The organism is Vibrio crassostreae, assembly GCF_041439375.1.
GTDB lineage: Bacteria > Pseudomonadota > Gammaproteobacteria > Enterobacterales > Vibrionaceae > Vibrio > Vibrio crassostreae_D.
In genome coordinates this window covers 15,538-36,096 of sequence record NZ_JBGONY010000017.1, presented here as the reverse complement: position 1 = coordinate 36,096, position 20,559 = coordinate 15,538, and the positions used below count along the sequence as shown (strand labels likewise).

Annotated in this window: 18 protein-coding genes and 1 pseudogene; 12 read left to right on the top strand and 7 right to left on the bottom strand. The window is 44.2% G+C overall.

Translation table 11 applies throughout. The features are described from left to right. The 4 genes from ACED45_RS09630 (at nucleotide 1) to ACED45_RS09615 (ending at nucleotide 3,645) form a co-directional block, all read left to right on the top strand. The gene (locus tag ACED45_RS09630) at nucleotides 1-720 is read left to right on the top strand and encodes an energy-coupling factor ABC transporter ATP-binding protein (protein WP_017067175.1); all 720 of its coding nucleotides are present in this window, start codon (nucleotides 1-3) and stop codon (nucleotides 718-720) included. Beyond that, nucleotides 698-1,282, top strand: a complete 585-nt coding sequence (gene mobA / locus ACED45_RS09625; protein WP_108082893.1) for a molybdenum cofactor guanylyltransferase MobA — start codon at nucleotides 698-700, stop codon at nucleotides 1,280-1,282. Before ACED45_RS09630 ends, mobA begins: the two co-directional genes overlap by 23 nt. Continuing rightward, nucleotides 1,282-3,099 (top strand): bifunctional molybdopterin-guanine dinucleotide biosynthesis adaptor protein MobB/molybdopterin molybdotransferase MoeA, encoded by a 1,818-nt coding sequence (locus ACED45_RS09620; RefSeq protein WP_102478346.1) that lies wholly within the window; start codon nucleotides 1,282-1,284, stop codon nucleotides 3,097-3,099. The genes mobA and ACED45_RS09620 overlap by 1 nt, the downstream gene beginning before the upstream one ends. 279 nt (nucleotides 3,100-3,378) lie before the next feature. Beyond that, nucleotides 3,379-3,645, top strand: a complete 267-nt coding sequence (locus ACED45_RS09615) for a DUF2960 family protein (RefSeq protein WP_017063882.1) — start codon at nucleotides 3,379-3,381, stop codon at nucleotides 3,643-3,645. A 171-nt stretch (nucleotides 3,646-3,816) separates the two neighbouring features. On the opposite strand, the gene nagK is transcribed toward ACED45_RS09615, so the two are convergent. Then, nucleotides 3,817-4,725 carry an N-acetylglucosamine kinase gene (gene nagK, locus ACED45_RS09610; RefSeq protein ID WP_102530284.1) on the bottom strand — a complete coding sequence of 303 codons (909 nt, stop codon included), beginning with the start codon at nucleotides 4,723-4,725 and terminating at the stop codon, nucleotides 3,817-3,819. 163 nt (nucleotides 4,726-4,888) lie between these two features. Then, nucleotides 4,889-5,635 carry a tRNA-uridine aminocarboxypropyltransferase gene (locus ACED45_RS09605; protein ID WP_371713872.1) on the bottom strand — a complete coding sequence of 249 codons (747 nt, stop codon included), beginning with the start codon at nucleotides 5,633-5,635 and terminating at the stop codon, nucleotides 4,889-4,891. 68 nt (nucleotides 5,636-5,703) lie between these two features. On the opposite strand from ACED45_RS09605, the gene ACED45_RS09600 reads away from it, so the two are divergent. Then, the gene (locus ACED45_RS09600; protein WP_371713871.1) at nucleotides 5,704-6,507 is read left to right on the top strand and encodes a sterol desaturase family protein; all 804 of its coding nucleotides are present in this window, start codon (nucleotides 5,704-5,706) and stop codon (nucleotides 6,505-6,507) included. 167 nt (nucleotides 6,508-6,674) lie between these two features. Here the strand turns inward: ACED45_RS09600 and ACED45_RS09595 are convergent, their stop codons facing one another. Further along, nucleotides 6,675-8,720, bottom strand: a complete 2,046-nt coding sequence (locus ACED45_RS09595; protein WP_371713870.1) for a methyl-accepting chemotaxis protein — start codon at nucleotides 8,718-8,720, stop codon at nucleotides 6,675-6,677. Between the two features lie 104 nt (nucleotides 8,721-8,824). Between ACED45_RS09595 and ACED45_RS09590 the strand changes: the two genes are divergently transcribed. Next, nucleotides 8,825-9,310: a C40 family peptidase gene (locus tag ACED45_RS09590; RefSeq protein WP_371713869.1), complete on the top strand. Its 486-nt coding sequence runs from the start codon at nucleotides 8,825-8,827 to the stop codon at nucleotides 9,308-9,310. 87 nt (nucleotides 9,311-9,397) lie between these two features. Here the strand turns inward: ACED45_RS09590 and ACED45_RS09585 are convergent, their stop codons facing one another. Next, a complete protein-coding gene (locus ACED45_RS09585; protein WP_048665016.1) occupies nucleotides 9,398-9,742 on the bottom strand; it encodes a DUF3802 family protein in 345 nt (114 codons plus the stop codon). Nucleotides 9,743-10,328: 586 nt separating this feature from the next. Between ACED45_RS09585 and ACED45_RS09580 the strand changes: the two genes are divergently transcribed. Continuing rightward, nucleotides 10,329-11,195 (top strand): fructosamine kinase family protein, encoded by an 867-nt coding sequence (locus ACED45_RS09580; protein ID WP_048611040.1) that lies wholly within the window; start codon nucleotides 10,329-10,331, stop codon nucleotides 11,193-11,195. 111 nt (nucleotides 11,196-11,306) lie between these two features. Beyond that, complete coding sequence (locus ACED45_RS09575; RefSeq protein WP_004733789.1) at nucleotides 11,307-11,510, top strand: CPXCG motif-containing cysteine-rich protein; 204 nt, start codon at nucleotides 11,307-11,309, stop codon at nucleotides 11,508-11,510. Between the two features lie 185 nt (nucleotides 11,511-11,695). On the opposite strand, the gene ACED45_RS09570 is transcribed toward ACED45_RS09575, so the two are convergent. From ACED45_RS09570 to ACED45_RS09560, 3 genes are all read right to left on the bottom strand, one after another. Then, nucleotides 11,696-12,304, bottom strand: coding sequence for a riboflavin synthase subunit alpha (locus tag ACED45_RS09570; protein WP_371713868.1), 609 nt, complete (start codon nucleotides 12,302-12,304; stop codon nucleotides 11,696-11,698). A gap of 447 nt (nucleotides 12,305-12,751) precedes the next feature. Further along, on the bottom strand, nucleotides 12,752-13,891 hold the full coding sequence (gene lldD / locus ACED45_RS09565; protein WP_371713867.1) for an FMN-dependent L-lactate dehydrogenase LldD: 1,140 nt from the start codon (nucleotides 13,889-13,891) through the stop codon (nucleotides 12,752-12,754). A gap of 305 nt (nucleotides 13,892-14,196) precedes the next feature. After that, nucleotides 14,197-15,888, bottom strand: coding sequence for an L-lactate permease (locus ACED45_RS09560; protein ID WP_371713866.1), 1,692 nt, complete (start codon nucleotides 15,886-15,888; stop codon nucleotides 14,197-14,199). A gap of 235 nt (nucleotides 15,889-16,123) precedes the next feature. Here ACED45_RS09560 and ACED45_RS09555 point away from each other — a divergent pair, with 235 nt between their 5' ends. From ACED45_RS09555 to ACED45_RS09540, 4 genes and pseudogenes are all read left to right on the top strand, one after another. Then, nucleotides 16,124-17,041 carry a LysR family transcriptional regulator gene (locus ACED45_RS09555; protein ID WP_009846145.1) on the top strand — a complete coding sequence of 306 codons (918 nt, stop codon included), beginning with the start codon at nucleotides 16,124-16,126 and terminating at the stop codon, nucleotides 17,039-17,041. A 61-nt stretch (nucleotides 17,042-17,102) separates the two neighbouring features. After that, nucleotides 17,103-17,315: pseudogene (locus tag ACED45_RS09550) on the top strand (prolyl oligopeptidase family serine peptidase); the annotation flags it as partial. 373 nt (nucleotides 17,316-17,688) lie between these two features. Further along, entirely contained in the window at nucleotides 17,689-18,972 is a 1,284-nt protein-coding gene (locus ACED45_RS09545) for a carbohydrate porin (protein ID WP_371713865.1), read from the top strand. 579 nt (nucleotides 18,973-19,551) lie between these two features. After that, nucleotides 19,552-20,559, top strand: a complete 1,008-nt coding sequence (locus tag ACED45_RS09540; protein WP_009846150.1) for a LacI family DNA-binding transcriptional regulator — start codon at nucleotides 19,552-19,554, stop codon at nucleotides 20,557-20,559.

Sequence of the window (20,559 nt, the reverse complement as noted above, 5' to 3'; positions counted from 1 at the left end):
ATGAGTATAAAAATAACAACGCAGCAAATTTCAATGCGCTACAAAGAGCGTGTTTTGTTCCACATTCCCGAATTGTCGATCGGCCCCAACGATGCCATTTATCTCAAAGGAGACAATGGTGTTGGTAAAACGACCCTACTAAAAATCTTGTCTGGATTAATTCAGCCAAGTTCTGGACGCATTCAGTCTCCAACACAGAGCTGGCAACAAAGATTATTCCCTCGACTCAAATTCAAAGACATCATCTACCTGCATCAAACCCCCTATCTTTTTGATGGCTCGGTGTACCAAAATGTCGCTTATGGCATTCGCTTTAACAAAGAGAGCCAAAAAGATAAGCGAGCTCAAATAATTAATGCATTGAGAATGGTAGGTTTAGAAACCCTGGCAGATGAGCACATCTCTGTGTTGTCTGGGGGGGAGCGTCAACGCGTAGCAATGGCTCGAGCTTGGATTCTTAAGCCTTCAATCTTGCTTATGGATGAACCAAGTGCTTCTTTAGACAAAGAATCTATTGAAAGATTGGTGATTATGGCCGAAGATCTTCTTCAGAGAGGCGCGAGTTTAGTCATCACCAGTCACCAAACTAACGCGTTAACCGATTTATGTAAGAAGCAGTGGTGGATTAAAGACAATACTTTGACCGAATCCCCGCTTCTGCAAGTTATTCAGAAAGATAAAGCACAAGAGAATATTTATGCTGCTTCCAACGCAAACTAGTTGGGTTATTTTGGCTGGCGGACAGGCCAGCCGTATGGGCGGAAAAGATAAAGGACTCGTTGAGCTCAACGGTTCTCCGCTTATTCAATATGTTATAAACAAGCTGTCACAACAAGATGTCAGCATCACTATCAATGCCAATCGTAACTTAGACAGTTACCAAGCATTTGCTCCGGTTGTTTCCGATTTTTTCCCTGACTACCCAGGTCCGCTGGGTGGCATACATGCAGGCCTTAAAAACGCTAGCACCGACTGGGTTGGCTTTGTTCCTTGCGACAGCCCACAAATCAGTGACGACCTTGTTGAGCGCTTTTGTTCTGCGGTTAAAGAAGACAGTGACATTCTTGTCGCTCATGATGGCGAATTTAAGCAACCTGTATTCACCCTATTCCACAAACGTGTTCTGCCAAAGTTAGAAGCGTTTTTAGAACGTGGTGATCGTAAAATCATCTTGCTATACAAAGAGTGTGTTACCGAATACGTTGATTTTAGCGATTCTCCTAACTGCTTTGTCAATCTCAACACGCCAGAAGAACTCACCCAATTCGGAACGCTTCAATAATGAAAGATTCAAAACAACGCCCTAACCTTCCTCTATTGGGCTTTGCTGCTTATAGCGGTACAGGCAAAACGACCGTACTTGAAGCCTTGTTACCTTTGTTAACCGACGCAGGTTTAAAAGTTGGCGTTCTTAAACACGCTCACCACGATTTCGATGTCGATAAGCCGGGTAAAGACAGCTACCGCCTACGCAAAGCAGGCGCGAATCAAATGTTGATTAGCTCTCGTAACCGTCATGTCATGATGACAGAAACGCCAGAAGCCGAAGCGGACTTTGATTACCTGCTTACACGTTTCAATACCAACACGTTGGACTTAATTCTGGTTGAAGGCTGCAAGAACATCGCCTTCCCTAAGATTGAGCTTCACCGCGACGAAGTGGGTAAACCTTGGCTTTATCCAAACGATGACAACATTATTGCTATCGCCGCAGACAGCAAAGTTGAATCTGACCTGCCGCAAATGGCGATCAGCGACTTAGAAGCAATTCGTGATTTCATCATTGAATACGCTCAATCGTTCGACTCTACTTCGAAAAAAGATAAAGTCGCTTCATGTGCATCTTCAAAAGACAACACGCCAGTTGTGTGTTGCGACTCTTTCTCTCCAGCCGGCCTAACGGTTACTCAAGGTCAGCAAAAAATTGTTGATAGCATTGATGCTCTAGATTTGACGGAATCTGTTTCCTTAGAGCAAGGCTATGGCCGTGTTCTGGCTGAAGATGTTATCTCGCCAATCAACGTGCCTCAGAACACTAACTCTGCAATGGACGGCTACGCCATTCGTAGTGAAGATTTAGATCTAGATAGCTACCGCGTTGTTGCTGAAGTCATGGCTGGACATAGCTACGGCAAAATCGTTCAACAAGGTGAAGCCGTTAAGATCATGACAGGTGCGCCAATGCCAGAAGGCGTTGATGTTGTTGTGATGCGTGAGCAAGCTGTTCAGGAAGGTGACAAGGTTAGCTTCCCTGACGCGAAAATCTCGGTTGGACAAAATGTCCGTATGGCGGGTGAAGATCTAGAAATTGGCCAACCTGTCTTTACGCGAGGCACACGAATCGAAGCGCCAGAAATGGGCATGATGGCATCATTAGGTTTTGGTACCTGCCCTGTTCTGCGTAAAGTGAAAGTGGGAGTGTTCTCTACGGGTGATGAAGTTCAAGCTCCGGGTAGCGAGCAAAAACCAAACTCTATCTACGATTCGAACCGTTTTACTATTATCGGCATGCTTCAAAAGCTTGGCTGTGACATCGTCGATTACGGCATCATTGAAGATGACGAACAAAAGATGATGAATGTGCTGCACTCTGCGTCGCTTGAAACCGATATGGTTCTGACTTCAGGTGGTGTGTCTGTTGGTGATGCGGATTACATCAAGCTTGCGTTAGATAAGCTGGGTGAAATCAACTTTTGGCGTATCAACATGCGCCCAGGCCGCCCATTGGCTTACGGTAAAATCGAAAACAAACCTTTCTTTGGGCTGCCGGGTAACCCAGTTGCAGTAATGGTGTCGTTCATTAACTTTGTTGAGCCAGCGATCCGCAAGCTTCAAGGTCAAACGAATTGGACGCCAGTAAAAGCAAACGCAGTAGCAACTGAACAGTTACGTTCGCGCCAAGGTCGTACTGAGTTCAGCCGAGGCGTGTTCTCGATGAATGAATCAGGTGTGCTTGAAGTGAAAACGACAGGTAAGCAAGGTTCAGGTATTCTGCGTTCAATGAGTGAAGCAAACTGTTTAATCGAAATCTCACCAGCGGTTGATACCGTGAAAGTTGGCGAGACAGTGACGATCATTCCTCTACAAGGTCGCGTTTAACTCAAAGCAATTACCTAAATTGACTTAGCTGCTTTTTAGTTGATTTGGAAGATCTTCGCCAAGACATAGACGAAGCCCCTATATTGATTTTTCAATGTTAAGGGGCTTTTTGTTATTTTCGTTTGGTGAAAAACAACTTGTTCGTTTCCTAAAAGACAATTAGCTTAAATTACGCTAAACGTTTAGAACGATAATCTTAAGATTTATTACCATTACCTTGAGCCACGTACGGTTTTTATGTAGAGTGCGCGCAAAGTAATAATTCTATTGGAGAGCACCATGGCTCGTACCATTCTGTACACTTACAAAGACGAAGACAAAGAGTTACTGTTTTCAAAACAAGAACACCGCACGATCCAAGAAGCTGTTGCTGCAGCGGAAGGCATCGACATCTCTGAGTATCTAAAAACTGAGCAACAGCTTGAGTTGATTTCTGATACTAAAGCGGTTCGCAACTACCAAGACAACTACTTCCGCAAGCTTGGCTTTACTAAGCTTACGTTGAAGCAAAAAGACAACCTTGGTGTTGGCAAAAAGAAGAAGTAAGCCCTCTGGCTCTTTTCTTGATAGGTCGCTTTTCGTTTGTAGTTAGAGCTAAGAGCTAACTAAACGAAAACACCAAACAATAAAAAATGCCGCAACCTCTTTCGAGATTGCGGCATTTTTATTTATGCTTTTTAACTATCTAACCTTAGCTAGCTTAACGTTAAGTCGCGATTACTTAATGTTAAGGAATGCAGCACCACGAACGCCGCCTGAATCACCGTGTTTTGCTTTAATGATTTTAGGACACTTCGCTACAGACAGCAGGTACTTAGGCACACGCTTTGGCATCTCTTCGTAGATCAGTTCAAAGTTTGAAAGACCGCCGCCCAGTGCAACAACGTGTGGGTCAAGACCTGTAAACAGGTTCGCGAAACAGATAGCCAATAGCTCCATGAAGCGATCAACGTGCTCTGCAGCTTTTGCTTCACTTTCATTGTATGCTTGGATGATCTCAATCGCTTTCTTCTTCTCACCGAAGTAGTGCTCGTAAATCAACTCAAACCCACGACCAGATAGGTAGCTGTCTAGACAACCTTTCTTGCCACAACCACAGCCTAGTAGCGGTGCGTTGTCGCCAAGGTGGAACCATGCATCGATAGGAAGGCGCATATGGCCAAGCTCACCTGCAACGTGGTTACGACCAGAGAAAACTTTACCTTCGTAAACTAAACCACCACCGAAGCCAGTACCTAGAATTAGGCCAGCAACTGATGGTTCATCTTTAAGCTCATCATCCCACGCTTCTGAAAGCGCAAAACAGTTTGCGTCGTTCTCAATTTTTACACTACGACCAATAAGCGCTTCTAAATCTTTACGTAGTGGCTTACCTGTTGAAGCTGGTACGTTAACAACAAGCATTGTGCCGTCGTCTGCGTTTTCCATGCCAGGAAGACCAAGGCCAATTTTGCCTTCGCAAGAGAATTCGCTATCGTACTTTTTTACCAAACCAGCAATTGTATCAAGCAGTAACTGATAATCGTCTGTTGGTGTTGGAACACGCTCTGTTGCTACTCGCTCAAGTTTCTCATTGAATGCACCAAACTCAATTTTTGTGCCGCCAACATCGAAGCCGTAATACATGAAATCTCTCCAATTTTTCCCTAAATTCGGGCAAATAAATTTTTTAAATTAAACAACTAAGGAGCATTATCCATAACACTCCCCCTACAAACCGTGATAGATAACAAACTTATCTCGCGATCGAGTCTGTTTGAACAACAAGTCAGCACAAAGCGGTTAAAGGTTAGAGTGAAGTCTCACTTTTACTGTGTTCTATGAAAGCGTTCAGGCTAGGTTTGGTCGGATCTGACTTATAACGCGTCTTGCTTAGCATGTAGCTTTCGCGAAATGCTTCAAACCATAGCTGTAAAGTCTTGGCGCCCTGCTCTTCGCCCGCTTGCTTTAATACTAAGCTCGCGACTTCTGCAGTAGAAAGGTGTTGTTCGTTGTCCGACTTACGCATCATGTATTGAGAAACTGATTCAGGCTCAATCGATAACACAGGTAAATCTTGTAGATATTCTGAACGACGGAAGATACGTCTTGCTTCACGCCAACTTCCATCGATGAAAATCAGCAGCAGCTTTTTATTTGGGTCACGTATTTGTGGCAAGTCTTGAACCACTCGCGTTTTGTCATCTGTGTAGTCTTCAGGAAACACAATGACAGGCTGATACTTGTCGTCTTTCAGCACATCCAGCATCTCTTGATTCGGCTCAGTGCGGTGCCAAAGGTAGGCATAGCTATCTTTAACGGTATCAAGGATTAAACGGCCGGTATTACTTGGTTTGAGTATTTCGTTGTCCGATAAGATCAACATGGTCGCGACGTTCGTATTTACGTCTGGTTGATGTTCACAGATACAGCTGTCTTGCTTGATTTTACAGAATTCACATCGCACGACTTTACACCCGCGCGCATTAAACGGTTTGGTCGCAATGGATAAACGATGTTGATATAAACGGTGAAAAGCGTGGATTCTCATGGGCAATAACGATAAATCTAGAAAAGTGGCACGATTGTACTTACAGTGTCCTTAGAATGATAGAAGGAATTCCCATGCAAGACCCATCACTGCTTCGCCTTGTTTGTTTTATTGTCGCTTTTGGATTGTGTGCACTTTGGGAATCCCGTTTTCCACGTAAAACACTCACTCAAAGCAAATGGTTTCGTTGGGCGAACAATTTCGCTCTGGTTGCTTTAAATAGCTTTTTATTGGCCACTCTCATTCCTATCGCAGCATTTCAAGCGGCGGTTATCGCACAAGAAAACCAATGGGGTTTGTTCAATACCCTGTCACTTCCGAAAGAACTGACCATTCTGGTCTGTGTATTGCTCTTAGATTGCGCCATTTACCTGCAGCATTTGGTGTTCCACCGTGTTCCTTGGTTATGGAAGTTTCATCGAGTTCACCATGCAGACCTAGATATCGATGTCACTACCGGAATGCGCTTTCACCCTATTGAGATGATCCTTTCGATGTTGATTAAAGTGAGTTTGGTGATCGCGCTTGGTGTCCCTGTCATTGCGGTCGTGATATTTGAAATTGTTCTTAATGCCAGTGCGATGTTTAACCACAGTAATGCACGTCTTCCGTTATGGATTGATAAGCGATTAAGAAAAGTGATAGTGACACCAGACATGCATCGCGTTCATCACTCGATCATTGTTAAAGAAACCCACTCAAACTTTGGCTTCTTTTTATCTGTGTGGGACATCTGGTTTAAGACTTACCGAGCTCAACCCAAGCTTGGCCACGATAAGGTGAATATTGGTGTTCCCGAGATTCAAGATGGTAAAGAGCAACGGTTGGACTTGATGTTGCGTCAGCCGTTTGCACAATTCCCGACAACGAAAGACTAGATTCAAACTCGTTTGTGGCTCAAGCTGATATTAAACTCAAACCTATATCTAGACAAAAACGCCCTTAGATTCATGTCGGAATTTAAGGGTGTTTCTGTATCGATAGGGATATAAGCGTAGCTAGTTCTTCAACTGTTGTACTGTTTAGCTTAACTCCGCACGCTCGTTTACTTCAATACGTATTTGTGAAGCATGGCTTGTTGGTTCCCTGCTATCTCTCCGACTTGTTCTGAACTCTCGATCATAGATTCAAGTTGCAGCTTAGTATTCTCACCCTGCTCAGATACTCGGGTGATTGAATGCGTTACATCGACAGTCGCTCGTGCTTGCTGCTCAGTAGCCACCATGATTTGTTCAACACGCCCTTTGATCTGGCTAACCGCGAACTCTATCTTCTCGAAGGCCTGTTTTACATCTCCGCTGGTGTCCAGCGCATTCGCCATTTCGCTTCGCGATTCCGTTACAGAAGCTCGTGAGCGATCAGCCGCCGCCACCAATTCGTTCATCATATTACGAATATTAGTGGTTTGCTGGGATGTACCACTCGCCAGTTTTCGTACTTCATCGGCAACCACTGCAAACCCGCGGCCTTGGTCTCCTGCTCGCGCTGCTTCTATTGCGGCATTCAATGCGAGTAAGTTAGTGTTTTCAGCAATACCACTGATCACGTCAACCATTTCACGAATCTGTTTAACGTGAATATCCAAGTCCGTCATCGATTCTTGATTCAGGCTAAGAGATTGCTCAAGCGCTTGTAATCGTTGTTGGTTAAGGCCAACCACTTGGCTGCCATTCACTGACTCATCTTCTGCTATTTGTGCATCGTCGTTCGATGCGTTAGAGATACGGGCAATCTCACCAATGGATGCTTCAAGTTCAGTAATCGTAGTTATCATATTCTGAAGTGATTCGTTCTGCTCATTCAAGCTAGAATTTGTTTGCTCTGCGGCGTCATGACTCACTTCAGCTGTTTGATAAAGCGTCTCACAGTTACGCGTTACCAAACGAACCGAGTCAGCGGTTGAATCTACGACTGTATTGAGTTTCGAAGTGATAACTTGCAGCTCCAGAGGTCCCAACAGTTCACTTTGTTTGGAGAAGTCGTGATCGGCAAGTGAACTTAATTGTTGGGTAATGTTTTTAAGCCCTTTATTCATCCAACGACGTAATACGAACCATGAGATCGCAATGATTACGGCAATCACCAGCCCGCTGATAAACAACACACTATCGATATTGATGATGGTTTTATTTACAACGAGCTCGCTTTCATCAATCAGTTGGGAAGCTGTAGAAGACAACTGATTCAGTGTGCTGATAACGGTATTTGCTAAGGTAATCACTTGCGTTAAGTTCTGCTCTTGCTGTTTAACCAGTTCGAGTTTCGATAGGATTTGCTTGATTACCCCCTTTTCTGTAAAGCCCTCTTTCACCATTCCGTAAGGTGCCGTCAAACTTGCGAACTCGGCGATGTCTGGGTGCCAATCAGCAAAGTCACCGTAAGCCAAGTTAAGGCCCGCAATTCGATTTCTGAGTTGACGATATTCATCGTGTGCTTTATCAATGTCAGATTGCATCATCAACATCAAAAAGGTGTTCGCCATCGCAGACGCACTGGATGTAAATCGATTCGCAGCATCACTCGCTTCCGGGTTGTCTTCAACCAAAAACGAGCTGATTCGATTCATTTCTGGTCCGATAGATCCAACGCCATAACGGAACTCGCCCATTTTACTGTCGATGATATTTTGCTTACTTTGAATCTCAATTTGCGCTAGCAGTACCGTGTTGGTCATGTTTTGCAGTTGCGTCATGTCATCGATAAGGTTTTGTTGTTGCTCTAAAGAGATCGCTTCAGGAAAAGATTGGGAGATAAAAAGGAGTTCCTCTAGCGTGGTATTACTCTCTGTTGCGAGTTGGTCAATTGAGCCCCTTGTGGCATTCAGTGTATCTAAGTCGGTTGATTGGGTGCTGTAAGTGAGAAGTTTTACTTGTTCTAATACGCTTTGCGTTAATTCGGCATTATGTAGAGCAAGGGGTAATGCTTGTTCCGAGAGTGCGTCAAAGTGTCCCCCGACCCGTTCAACGCCCCGAATGCTAACCATTGATAAAAAACTAACAAGTAAAAGAATGGAAATAAATACAGCAGTGACGGTTTGAATGAGCGAGAATGTATAACGTGAGGGTTTTATTGATAAATTTGTGTCGGGCATGTGAAATCCAGTTTGACTACGAAAAGAGATATCCTTAAGTTAGTCCGTATACTAGAAGTCCTTGATGACGTTTTTATTTCAGTTTTTTGTCAGAAGAGTTACATATGAAAATCAGAAAAATGGCTGTAGTTACAATAACTTTAGCAACATTGGCTGCTTGTAGCTCGTCACCGTCGCCTTCTCAGCTTAGTCAAACCACACAGAAACCCCTATCAAAGTCAGAACAATTGACTACAAACGCTTATATGAGCGTGTATGAACAGTGGAAAGGCGTGCCATACCATTTCGGTGGGACCTCATTTAGAGGTATAGATTGCTCTGCTTTTGTACAGATAGCCGTCCAAAATGCGACTCAACAAGCCCTGCCAAGAACCACAATAGACCAGAGTAAAAAGGGAAAAGAAATAGCGTATGGGCAGGCAACGAGTGGCGACTTGGTGTTTTTTAAAACATCGATGACAGTGCGACACGTTGGAGTTTACTTAGGAAATAATCAATTCCTACATGCTTCTACATCGAAAGGTGTGATTATATCGAGGCTGGACAACCCTTATTGGGCTTCCAAGTTTTGGCACTTTAGGCGTTTATAGCGATTCAAAAGATTCACCGCTGAACGACATAACATAAAACGTTACGACTTAAACGCCTTTTACTATTTTAGAGTGATACGTGAATAGCTAGTCGTATTTAGCAACAGCCGTATCAAACAGGTTCTTCACTAACGCGATGTATTCATCAAGAAATACAATTTGTTCGTTGGTCGCTTTCTTAGCCCAAACACCCGCTAATACTTCACCAAGGTCAGCTACTACGGCATCTGCTTCTTTCAATAGCTGAAAACGAACGCTCGAATGCAACTCTGGGTTTTGCTCGAAAATAGCCATGATGTTCGTTGAAATCATGTCTGTGATGATGTCTTCAACACTCTCGTTGCCTGTATCGCCATTACTATTGGTAAAGACGTCCAGATTAAATGATAGGTGCTCGATCAAAGCCAAATAGCCATCGGTTTCTACAACCACAATAATTCTCCGTTTTAAGCTCTAAAGCAGATTAATACGTACTTGCCTAATACTATGTAAATGACGCTATTTGTCATCACTTTATTGCCCAAAACCGCATTAAAATGATCCTAGTTAGTTTTTCAGCTTAAATTTAAATCGATATAGCTCTATGCGGTGTACCTGCCCACTTAAACCATAAGTAAATTCACGCCTAACAAAGTTTAAGACAAACTTTGAAGTAAAGTATTGCGCCAGTTAATAATAGCCCTTTCAGCTTACTCTAAAAGTTCATCTAAATTGGTGGGGAGACAATAACAAGCTCAAACCACTTTTCCAGTTTGTGGTGATTAAAACGGTTTCGATTGTGAGACCAGCTCCAAACTGTTTCACCACGCCAGGGTTTCAATTTATGTTTGTATTTCAACGAGCTTGTATCAGTTCGAGTTCACAATTCGGCCAATTGATTCTGCATAAGCTGAAGAAGAGCTAAGAACATTGACGAGTGCGTCTATAAATTGCTCAGATTTATCCTAAACTATTGCTATTAAACAAACAGTATTTCTAACCTTCAATCTTTTTAACTTTCAGTCTTTGAGGATTTCCTATGTGGCAGGCCATTTCTCAACAACTTTCAGATACTCTTCTATTTAACTTTCAGATTACTGAGCGTACCAAGGTTTCTGGTGGCGACATTAACGATTGCTATATGATCAGCGATGGTAATGAACGTTACTTTGTGAAAGTGAATCAGCGAGAATTTTTACCTAAGTTTGAAATTGAAGCTGAGAACTTACGCTTGTTGAGAGAAACCTCCACCGTTTACGTACCTGAATTAGTGCTTATTGGCAAAACCAAGGAGTGCTCGTTCATTATTCTCAATTACTTGCCAACCAAGCCGCTGGAGACGGGCAACAATAGCTTCGATTTCGGCGTTCAGCTTGCGCAGCTTCATCAATGGGGCGAGCAAAAAGAGTTTGGTTGCGACCAAGACAACTATATCGGCAGCACACTTCAACCTAACCCTTGGCATAAGAAATGGGGTCGTTTTTTCTCTGAGCAGCGTATTGGTTTCCAGTTACAACTGCTAAAAGAAAAAGGCATCGAATTCGGTGATATTGATGACATCGTTGATGTGGTGAATATGCGTCTTGCTGGCCACAACCCTCGCCCGTCTTTGCTTCATGGTGATCTTTGGAATGGCAACGTTGCAAACTCAGCCTTTGGACCAATCTGTTACGACCCGGCTTGTTATTGGGGCGATCATGAATGTGACTTAGCTTTAACGGAATTGTTTGAAGGGTTTCCAAAAGAGTTTTATGACGGTTACCAGAGCGTAAATCCACTAGACGTTGGCTATACTGATCGCAAAGACATTTATAACTTGTACCATCTTCTCAACCACTGCAATCAATTTGGCGGCGAGTATTTAGCTCAAACTGAGGCATGCATTCAGAAGATACAGGCCGTTTAATACCAATCGCAGCTAGCTAAGTCGTTCTATAAAGCTACTACGAACTATACAAGCTATTGCGATCTATAAAGCTACTAGGATTGGGACGAGTTACAGTGAGGAGAATTTGCTATGCATAAATACACAGAAAAACATGTCTCCTGCCCCCACTGTGGGCATGCAATCAGCATAACGCTAGATGCTTCAAATGGAAGCCAAGATTTTTATGACGATTGCCCAGCGTGTTGCAATGCTATTCATCTCGACATGCAAGTAGACGAAGTAAGAGACAGAATCAACCTCTCGATTGATGCAGACGACGAACAAGTCTTCTAACACACTTACTCTCTTGTCGAGTTAGATCTACTCTCGATTTCTAGGCTAACCTAGAAAAACACAAATACACAAATACACAAATACACAAAAATAGAAAAAGAGCACAAAATGTGCTCTTTTTTAATATCTTCGACTTTTACTTAGTCATCGATTTTTGGGCAAGTGCTATTGATAAACCGCTACTACTATTTTTGGTTTGCTAGTACACGTTCAACAGTATCAACAATCGCTTGTGTTTGCGGATCAAACTCAATGTTTACTTGGTCGCCTACTCCACGGCCGCCAAACAGAGTACGATTCAGAGTTTCTGGAATCAGATGGACAGAGAAACGGTTCTCTTCCACTTCGCCAATCGTCAATGAACAACCATCAACACCAATGTAACCCTTGCTCAACACGTACTTCATCGACTCTTCTGGTAGTTCGAACCAAAGTGTACGGTTGTTCTCAGTCTTAATCACATCAACGAGATTAGCCATCAGAGTAATGTGGCCAGACATGCTATGCCCGCCAATTTCGTCACCAAACTTTGCTGCACGCTCAACATTCACTTTGTCACCAACATTCAACTGGCCTAAGTTCGTCAATCGCAATGTCGCTTGCATTAAATCAAAAGCAATCTGATTGCCTGAAATTTCCGTTACTGTTAAGCAACAACCGTTATGAGCTACTGAAGCACCAATTGCTAATCCCTCAACCATTTCGTCAGTTAGCTCGATGGTATGAGTTTGAAACAACTCTTTTTTGTTGATAGCAACCAGTGTTGCCATGCCTTGAACGATACCTGTAAACATAAGATTCCTATTTAGCATTCTAGGGCGTGTTGACCTTTTGTGGTTAAATTTTGTTCGGATGGGGGCGCCTAGTCAAAAGCGTTTTAATCGCGGCGAGGGGGAAGTAGCCTAGTCATTCTAAGTAAATCTCCCTCAACAAAGAGTAAAACGCTTTTTGCGGGGGCGCCCAGCTCGAACCCTTCGGGCAGCGTTTGCTGGTCATTTCTACTGCGTTATCGGCTTCTCATGTAGGCTAGCTACACATCGACGCCTCTGCCTTGTATAAATACCCAGCAACTCGCTGCAAAAATCAGCTCGAAAGATCAACACGCCCTAGTTTTTATTTTATTTTCCAGTGCTTAAACGGTGTCACAACAGCAGTGGAATTGCTGTGACACCGATTGAACTTCAGTCTAAGTAGACCAAAGCATTAGTCTGAATCTGAATCCGAACCAGAGTCGTGGCGGATTAATCTAGCCCCACCAAAGAATCACGAGTTAAGTCTTTGATTGTCTTGGCGCCAGTTAGAGTCATCGCAACGCGCATCTCTTTGTCGTAAAGGTCGAGTAGGTTTTCAACACCTGCTTGCCCTTGCGCTGCTAATGCGTAGACGAAAGAACGTCCAAGCAAAGTGCAATCTGCGCCCAATGCCATCATTCGAACTACATCCAAGCCGGTACGAATACCAGAGTCGACCAGAATCTTGGTGTCGCCTTTTACTGCGTCTGCGATTGCAGGTAGCGCTTTTGCACTTGATAGAACACCATCAAGCTGACGACCACCGTGGTTTGAAACCACAATACCGTCTGCGCCAAATCTCACAGCGTCTTTTGCATCTTCTTCATCAAGAATGCCTTTGATGACCATTGGGCCATCCCAGAAATCACGGATCCACTCTAGGTCTTTCCATGAGATCGATGGGTCGAAGTTGTCACCCAACCAACCGATGTAGTCTTCCAGTTTGGTAGGAGAACCACGGTAAGTAGAGATGTTGCCTAGATCATGTGGCTTACCTAACAAGCCAACATCAACGGCCCAACTAGGATGACGCATAGATTGGAATACACGACGCATTGCCGCATTTGGGCCACTCATTCCTGAGTGCATGTCACGGTAGCGAGCGCCAGGTACTGGCATATCAACGGTGAAAACCAATGTTGTTACGCCTGCTGCTTTTGCGCGTTCAAGAACGTTCTTCATGAAGCCGCGATCTTTTAGTACGTAAAGTTGGAACCACATTGGGCGTTCAATCTTAGGTGCGACCTCTTCTATTGGACATACCGACACCGTCGACATCGTAAAAGGAATACCTTTGTTGTCCGCGGCTTTTGCTGCTTGCACTTCACCACGTCGTGCGTACATACCTGTTAAACCAACAGGAGCTAGTGCGATTGGCATTGCTAGCTTTTCGCCAAACAACTCAGTTTCCAAATTCAGATCTGACATGTCATTGAGGACTCGCTGCTTGAGCGCGATCTCTGCAAGATCGGCTGTGTTGCGGCGTAGGGTATGTTCTCCGTAAGAACCGCCGTCAATGTAGTGGAAAAGAAACGGTGGCAATTTTGCTTTTGCTGCGGCGCGGTAATCAGTCGATGCGGATATGATCATAATTTCAGTCCTAAATTCTTGGGATGTTGCTCTTCTATGAGAGCTTGGCTTGGGCTGCTTTAATTCTTGAAAAGTAAGTGTTCTGTCTTTCTTTCGCTTTGAAACAAATAAGCTGTAAAACGATAAAACGATAAAACGATAAAACGATAAAACGATAAAACGATAAAACGGGAAAATGGCGTTAATACCCGAGGGTGTTGATGTGTTTTAGTATCCATTCCGAAACTCATCAACTGTCTTATTAGACGGTGTTGCAGTCGGGGAATTGAGTATTAACGCCAAGTGCTTTTGTAACGACTTATGGTTTACATAAGTGCGTCTGTCATTTTGAAGCCGTAGATAACCACTAGGCCGATGATTCCTGTCATCACCAAGTAGTAGAACGTTGGGATGATTGTCTTACGTAGTGTTGCACCTTCTCGTCCTAACAAACCTACGGTCGCTGATGCGGCTACCACGTTGTGAATCGCAATCATGTTACCTGCTGCTGCACCAACGGCTTGCAGAGCCACAACCACCGCACTAGAGATAGTCAGAGTTTGTGCTACTTCGAACTGGAATTGGCTGAACATCATGTTTGAAACGGTGTTCGAACCTGCAATGAAGGCACCTAGCGCACCAACTGTTGCACTCAGCGCTGGGAATGCGCCGCCGACTAGGTCAGCTGCGAAGTTGGCAGTGGTTACTGGCATACTTGCTAAATCAGCGCCGTTAACACCAGAGTTAATGAAGATACGAACCATTGGGATGGTGAACACCAACACAAAGCCAGCGCCAATCAGAGTCTTGCTTGATTCACCAAAAGCTTTAGCCAGCGGAGCAGCACTGCGAGATTGCATTAGAACCGCAACTAGCGCGACGAATACCAAGATGCCGCCAGGTAGATACAGAGGTTGAATTGCGGTGCTTACGCCTGTCTCGCCAAGGATGTTGCTGAAAGAAAGGCTAACGCTCTTAAGCAGGCCTTTGAACTCAGGGCTCACACGGCTAGCAACCAGAGTCACAGCGAGCAGCACGTAAGGTGCCCATGCCATCGCCATACTCATCTCCTTGTGGCCTTGGTTGTCGTCTAGATCGATTTTCAGAGAACCTAGCCACTCTGCTGGCCATTTGTCTTCGCTTTCAAAATCCCATTTTGATTTTGGAACTAGGAAGCCACGTTTTGCTGCAGTAACCACAATTGCTAGGCCAACGAGACCACCAATCAATGATGGGAACTCAGCACCTAGGAAAACACCCGTTAGTGCGTAGGGAATAGTGAAAGCAGCACCGGCGAACAGTGCGAACGGCAGGATATCAAGACCTTCAGTCCAGCTTTTGTTCTTACCGAAGAAGCGAGTTAGCATCATCGCCATTAGCACTGGCATCATCACCCCAACAGAAGCATGAATCAGCGCAACGCTTGACGTGATCTGTTGCAGGTAAGCATCCCAAGTAGAACCATGAGCAATCAGGCTTTCACCGATGTTGTGCGTGTCCAAGCCTTTGTTCACACCAACAATGATTGGTGTACCAACCGCGCCGAATGATACTGGCGTAGATTGGATCATCATGCCCATAAGTACCGCAGCAAGCGCTGGGAAGCCGATAGCAACCAGTAGCGGAGCGGCAATTGCAGCAGGTGTACCGAAGCCAGATGCGCCTTCGATGAATGAACCAAAACACCAAGCGATGATGATAGCCTGAACGCGACGGTCAGCGGATATATCCGTGAAGCCGTTACGAATAGTGGTGATAGCTCCGGTGTGCTTCAAAGTGTTTAATAAGAAGATGGCGCCGAACACAATCCAGAGAACCGACACGGTAATGCCGAAGCCTTGGAATACAGAAGCCAGCACGCGAGAGCCAGACATATCCCAAGCAAATAGGGCAATAGCAACGGTTAGTGCAAATGCCACTGGCATCGCTTTTTTCGCTGGCCAGTTCAGGCCAACCAGTAGAATCGCTGCAACAACTATTGGTGAAAAGGCCAATAGAGCTAGTAGAGTTTCACTCATGGGTACTTCCTCGTACTGATTTCAAACGTTCATGTTTGAAGTAAATAACACGTTATGGGTTGTCATCATTCGAATCGCTATTGGCCTCTTAAGCGGGAACCATTTAGGTGCGAATCTTGTAATTGGAATGACTCTTTTGTAATTGTTTTGTTAATTTGGCGTGAATTTACCCCTTTATTTTTTATTGATATAGGGAAATAATGAAAATAATTAATTCCAAAATTGGCATAATCAGATGCGGGCAGATGATTTGATCCTGTTTTCACAGGTAGTAGAGCTGGGTAGTTTTAGTAAGGTGGCAGAGCAAAATAACCTTACAAATTCGGTAGTTAGCAAGAGGATTGCGCGTTTGGAAGAAGAGATTGGTGTGCAATTATTATATCGAACTACGCGTAAATTGACGCTGACCGAAGCAGGCAAGGCAATGTTACACGGAGCCAAAAATGTGAAGCAGGCAGCTCAAGAGGCTATGGACGCAGTTTCAGGCTTTGGTGAAAATGTCAGTGGTCATATCAAAATGTCAGTGCCTACTATCTCCGGAGATTTGATACTCGCAGACGCTGTTGCCGAGTTTTGTAACATGCACCCAGGTTTAACGGTCGATATGTCTCTAAACAATCGCTTTGTCGATCTGGTTGAGGATGGTCTCGACTTGGTGATTAGAACCGGATACCTAGAAGATTCCAGCTTGATTGCGCGACACATATTGGATTCTCAATGGGTGGTGTGTGCCTCGCCCTCGTATATCGCCAAGAATGGCAAACCAATGCAGCCCAAAGACTTAGTTGAGCATAATTGTTTGCAATATGCGTATCAAACAACGGGTGCTAGCGAATGGCAGTTCCTGCACAGTAAAGATGGCTGTACCGACAACGATAAGTACATTGTGCGTGTCTCGGGCTCTTTCTCGACTGACAACGCGACGGCATTAAGAAAAGCAGCGCTGGGTGGACATGGCGTTGCGTACGTGCCGCGCTGTCTGGTTTATCACGATATTCGCAATGGTCAGCTGGTGGATATCTTCCCTGACTTGGTGGGCAAGAAGTTGGGTATTTATGCGGTGTACCCCTTTACGCGCCAGCCTCCCAATAAGATTAAGTTATTGATTGAACACATCAGAACTCGTTATCTGACGATTTCACACTATTTTTAATGTTATGAGTTTCGCCATGTTTTGATGAGTAGAGTCATAGCGTTATAGCATATAAAAGAAGGAGCATGGCAACTGCGTGGTATCTGCACACTCTTATAAGTTCATCGCTGAGCTGCAAGACAAGCATGAAGGTGGCGCACCTGTGACGATTCGTATTGATGTTAATGCGGGTCACGGTGCTGGAATGCCATTGAGTAAAGCTATCGATCTTACTGCAGATATCTATGCATTTACTCTGTTCAACATGGGCGTTGAGTCTCTTGATATGCCGTAGGGGTATCTTGAATCATTTAAAATAGATATTTCACGATAACTAGAAAGCCTCAAAATTGATGATAGATTTTGAGGCTTTTCATATATATGAAAACCAGTCAAAACTGCACCATATTTCCCTCATTTTCACACACGGCTTTCCGTGATAGACCCCGCCATTATTGATGAAATGAAAGCGATTTCAAGCTGATATTTCACGCACTTTATGTTCTAAGTTTCTGATATTAAATTAATAGTTTTGGGTATGATTTTTCTAAAAGTTTCATGGCTCTCGACCTAATTTATCAGTGTGAACAGCGACCAACTTTTCAACGCTTTCATTGCTTAATATTTCCCTGTTCGATGAAAACTCAAAAAAATAATAGGGAATTACAATGCAAAAATTTAAGCTTTTGCCAATAACGGTCGCAGTGGCGGCTTCGCTTGCTTCAATCTCTTCTTTTGCTGCAGAAACGGATCTTGCCGCTCTGGAACAACGAATCCAAGAGCTGGAATCTCAAGTTGGTGATATCAAGTATGTTGATGATCAACAACAAGCGGTTCTGACTGCAGAAACCAATGTACCAGACGGTATCGTCTTCTCTGGTTATGCTCGTTACGGCGCTCACTACAAAAGTGGTGATGAGCGTTACGTAGACATAGGTACAACAGGTCGTTCTGTTGGTCGTTTAGGTAACGAAGCTAACGGTGGTGAAGTTCAGTTAGCTAAGCTTTTCCAAGCAGATAACGGCGCTATCTGGGACATCGTATTTATGGCTGACCACTGGGAAGCAGACGCATGGGCTGATGACGGCGGCCTAAGCATGAAAAAAATGTACGCTGGTGTAACCAACGTCTTTGAAAGTCAGCCTGAGCTTTACATGTGGGCTGGTCGTGACTTCCATCAACGTCCACAACAAGGTTTGAACGATTACTTCTGGATGACACACGATGGTCAAGGTGCTGGTTTTAACAACTTCGACTTCGGTGGTGCTAAGTTAGACATGGGCTTTGTTGGCCAAGTTAAAGGTGGTTTGGTTAACGACAACGGTCGATACGCTGTGACCGCAAAACTGCACAGCATCAACGCTGGTATCGGTAACCTAGATCTGTATGCGAACTACGGCTTTGCTTCAGATGAAGCTGATGTAGCAGGTGAGCCAAAAGTTAGTGATGAAACGGCATACCTATTGGGTGCGACCTTAGGCTTGGGTGAGTCTAACAAGTTGGTTGTTAAGTATGGTGACGGTGCTGATTCGTCAGTATATGACCTGAAAGGTGACTACCAGATTTTGTATGCAAGCGTTGAAGGTAGCTATGCAGCGACAGACAACTTCATCATCGATTACTTAGTGTCGTACAAAGACAACTCTGGTTCTGATCTAGACCGCGAGAATACGGAATACGCTGGTATTGTTCGTCCACAATACCAATGGGATGATGTTCACTCTACATGGCTAGAAGCGGGCTACGGCATGGTTGATTACGATGACGACGGTGAAGAGAACGCGTGGAAAGTAACCCTGTCTCAAAACGTTTCTCTAGGTGGTTTACCTTGGAGCCGTCCAATGCTTCGCTTCTACACAACCGTGGGTGATGTAGAAACGAAAGGCAACACAGTGAAGACAACTAATGTTGATACATTGTCGTTCGGCGCAATGTTTGAAGCTTGGTGGTAATCACCGATATAGAAAGCGCAGCTCTTTGAATTCGGCATATTTTCAAAGAGCCATGCTTTCGAATATCCATGCGTTTCAATAGTACGTAAATACTGTCCATTTTAGCCCTAAAGGCAGATTGATTAGGGCACGTTATGTAACTCCATTCTTGGGCACATTCTTTGTGCCCTTTTTTCGTCTTGAATATCTGTTCTATCATTTGGGATTGCCTCTCCCTCTCCCCTCCATGACATCTTCAATACCTCGTTTCATATTATTTTAATTTATCTCGCCGTGGCCCCTGCATATCAATAGCCTCGATAATGGGAAATACTAGATATCAATCGTATTTGATACGCCAATAGATGTGTTGAAATCCCTTTATTGAACTAAGGCTTTTAACAAAATTGACTAAATGTGGATTCATGAATCCATGAAACAGTTTCATGGCGTGAAGGTAATCTGTAAGCGCTTTCATGATTTCCATAACTGGCCTTTTTAGCTCGAGGTTTAGTGTGATGTCACTCACTTCTACTTAGACTTAATTCTTTAATAATCGTTTTGTAAGCGGTTACAAGCTAATGAAGTATCGAGGTTCGAGTGGCGACAATTAAACACGTATCAGAACATGCAGGTGTGTCTCAGGCGACAGTGTCTAGAGTGATCAACGGCACTAGTAGAGTGAGTCATGACAAGAAATTAAAGGTTGAAAAAGCGATCAAAGAATTGGGTTATCGCCCGAACTCTATCGCTCAAGCCTTGGCTTCAAGTCGTACCGGAAGTGTGGGTGTTGTTGTTCCAGAACTTGGCGGCTCTTTCTATTCAGGCATTTTGCATTGCATAGAAGAAAACCTACGCCGCTTTGGTTACCACGCTGTGGTTACAGCGGGTTCGAACACCGAGCAAGGGCAACGTGAGTCTGTGGAGTTTCTGTTGGGGCGTCGTGTTGATGCTTTGATTCTTCATACTCAACTGCTCAGTGATGATTATTTAATTGAATTGGAAGAACAGGGGACCCCTGTGGTTTTAATTAACCGCTTCATCCCAGAAATGGCGATGAGTTGCATTGATATTGATAACGAAGTCGGGGGGCTACTCGCTACTCAATATCTTTTGCAAAAGGGACATACAGATATCGCGTGTATTACCGGGCCTTTAGATAAAGCAGATGCTAGGGGGCGTTTGCAGGGGTATCGAAAGGCCTTGGAAGAAGCGGGTGTGCCATACGATGAAGCATTAGTCTCGGAAGCGGGCTTTACTGAAGAGACGGGCATCAGTGCTATGAAGAAGCTGATTAATCGTAAGTGTCATTTCACAGCAGTATTTGCTTCGAATGACCACATGGCATTTGGCGCCTTCGAGGTGTTGCATCAAGAGGGGCTGTCTGTTCCTAAAGATGTATCACTGGTGGGCTTCGATAACACCATCTTCGCGCGCTATCTGACCCCTAGTTTGACCACCATTAATTTCCCTATTGAAGAGATGAGCGTTGAAGCAGTACAGCTCACTCTACAGAAGCTAAAAAAAATAAAACATGACGTGAACTTTAAATTGCTGCCGACGTTGGTCACTAGAAACTCGGTATCGGATTTACCAGTTACCCTATAA

What these genes read in the sequence shown, in the direction of transcription:
- ACED45_RS09580 (WP_048611040.1), top strand. Translation starts at nt 10,329, where the DNA reads ATGTGGCAGGCCATTTCTCAACAACTTTCAGATACTCTTCTATTTAAC.
- ACED45_RS09570 (WP_371713868.1), bottom strand. Translation starts at nt 12,304, where the DNA reads ATGTTTACAGGTATCGTTCAAGGCATGGCAACACTGGTTGCTATCAAC.
- ACED45_RS09590 (WP_371713869.1), top strand. Translation starts at nt 8,825, where the DNA reads ATGAAAATCAGAAAAATGGCTGTAGTTACAATAACTTTAGCAACATTG.
- ACED45_RS09595 (WP_371713870.1), bottom strand. Translation starts at nt 8,720, where the DNA reads ATGCCCGACACAAATTTATCAATAAAACCCTCACGTTATACATTCTCG.
- ACED45_RS09545 (WP_371713865.1), top strand. Translation starts at nt 17,689, where the DNA reads ATGCAAAAATTTAAGCTTTTGCCAATAACGGTCGCAGTGGCGGCTTCG.
- ACED45_RS09560 (WP_371713866.1), bottom strand. Translation starts at nt 15,888, where the DNA reads ATGAGTGAAACTCTACTAGCTCTATTGGCCTTTTCACCAATAGTTGTT.
- ACED45_RS09575 (WP_004733789.1), top strand. Translation starts at nt 11,307, where the DNA reads ATGCATAAATACACAGAAAAACATGTCTCCTGCCCCCACTGTGGGCAT.
- lldD (WP_371713867.1), bottom strand. Translation starts at nt 13,891, where the DNA reads ATGATCATATCCGCATCGACTGATTACCGCGCCGCAGCAAAAGCAAAA.
- ACED45_RS09615 (WP_017063882.1), top strand. Translation starts at nt 3,379, where the DNA reads ATGGCTCGTACCATTCTGTACACTTACAAAGACGAAGACAAAGAGTTA.
- ACED45_RS09600 (WP_371713871.1), top strand. Translation starts at nt 5,704, where the DNA reads ATGCAAGACCCATCACTGCTTCGCCTTGTTTGTTTTATTGTCGCTTTT.
- nagK (WP_102530284.1), bottom strand. Translation starts at nt 4,725, where the DNA reads ATGTATTACGGCTTCGATGTTGGCGGCACAAAAATTGAGTTTGGTGCA.
- ACED45_RS09630 (WP_017067175.1), top strand. Translation starts at nt 1, where the DNA reads ATGAGTATAAAAATAACAACGCAGCAAATTTCAATGCGCTACAAAGAG.
- ACED45_RS09555 (WP_009846145.1), top strand. Translation starts at nt 16,124, where the DNA reads ATGCGGGCAGATGATTTGATCCTGTTTTCACAGGTAGTAGAGCTGGGT.
- ACED45_RS09620 (WP_102478346.1), top strand. Translation starts at nt 1,282, where the DNA reads ATGAAAGATTCAAAACAACGCCCTAACCTTCCTCTATTGGGCTTTGCT.
- mobA (WP_108082893.1), top strand. Translation starts at nt 698, where the DNA reads ATGCTGCTTCCAACGCAAACTAGTTGGGTTATTTTGGCTGGCGGACAG.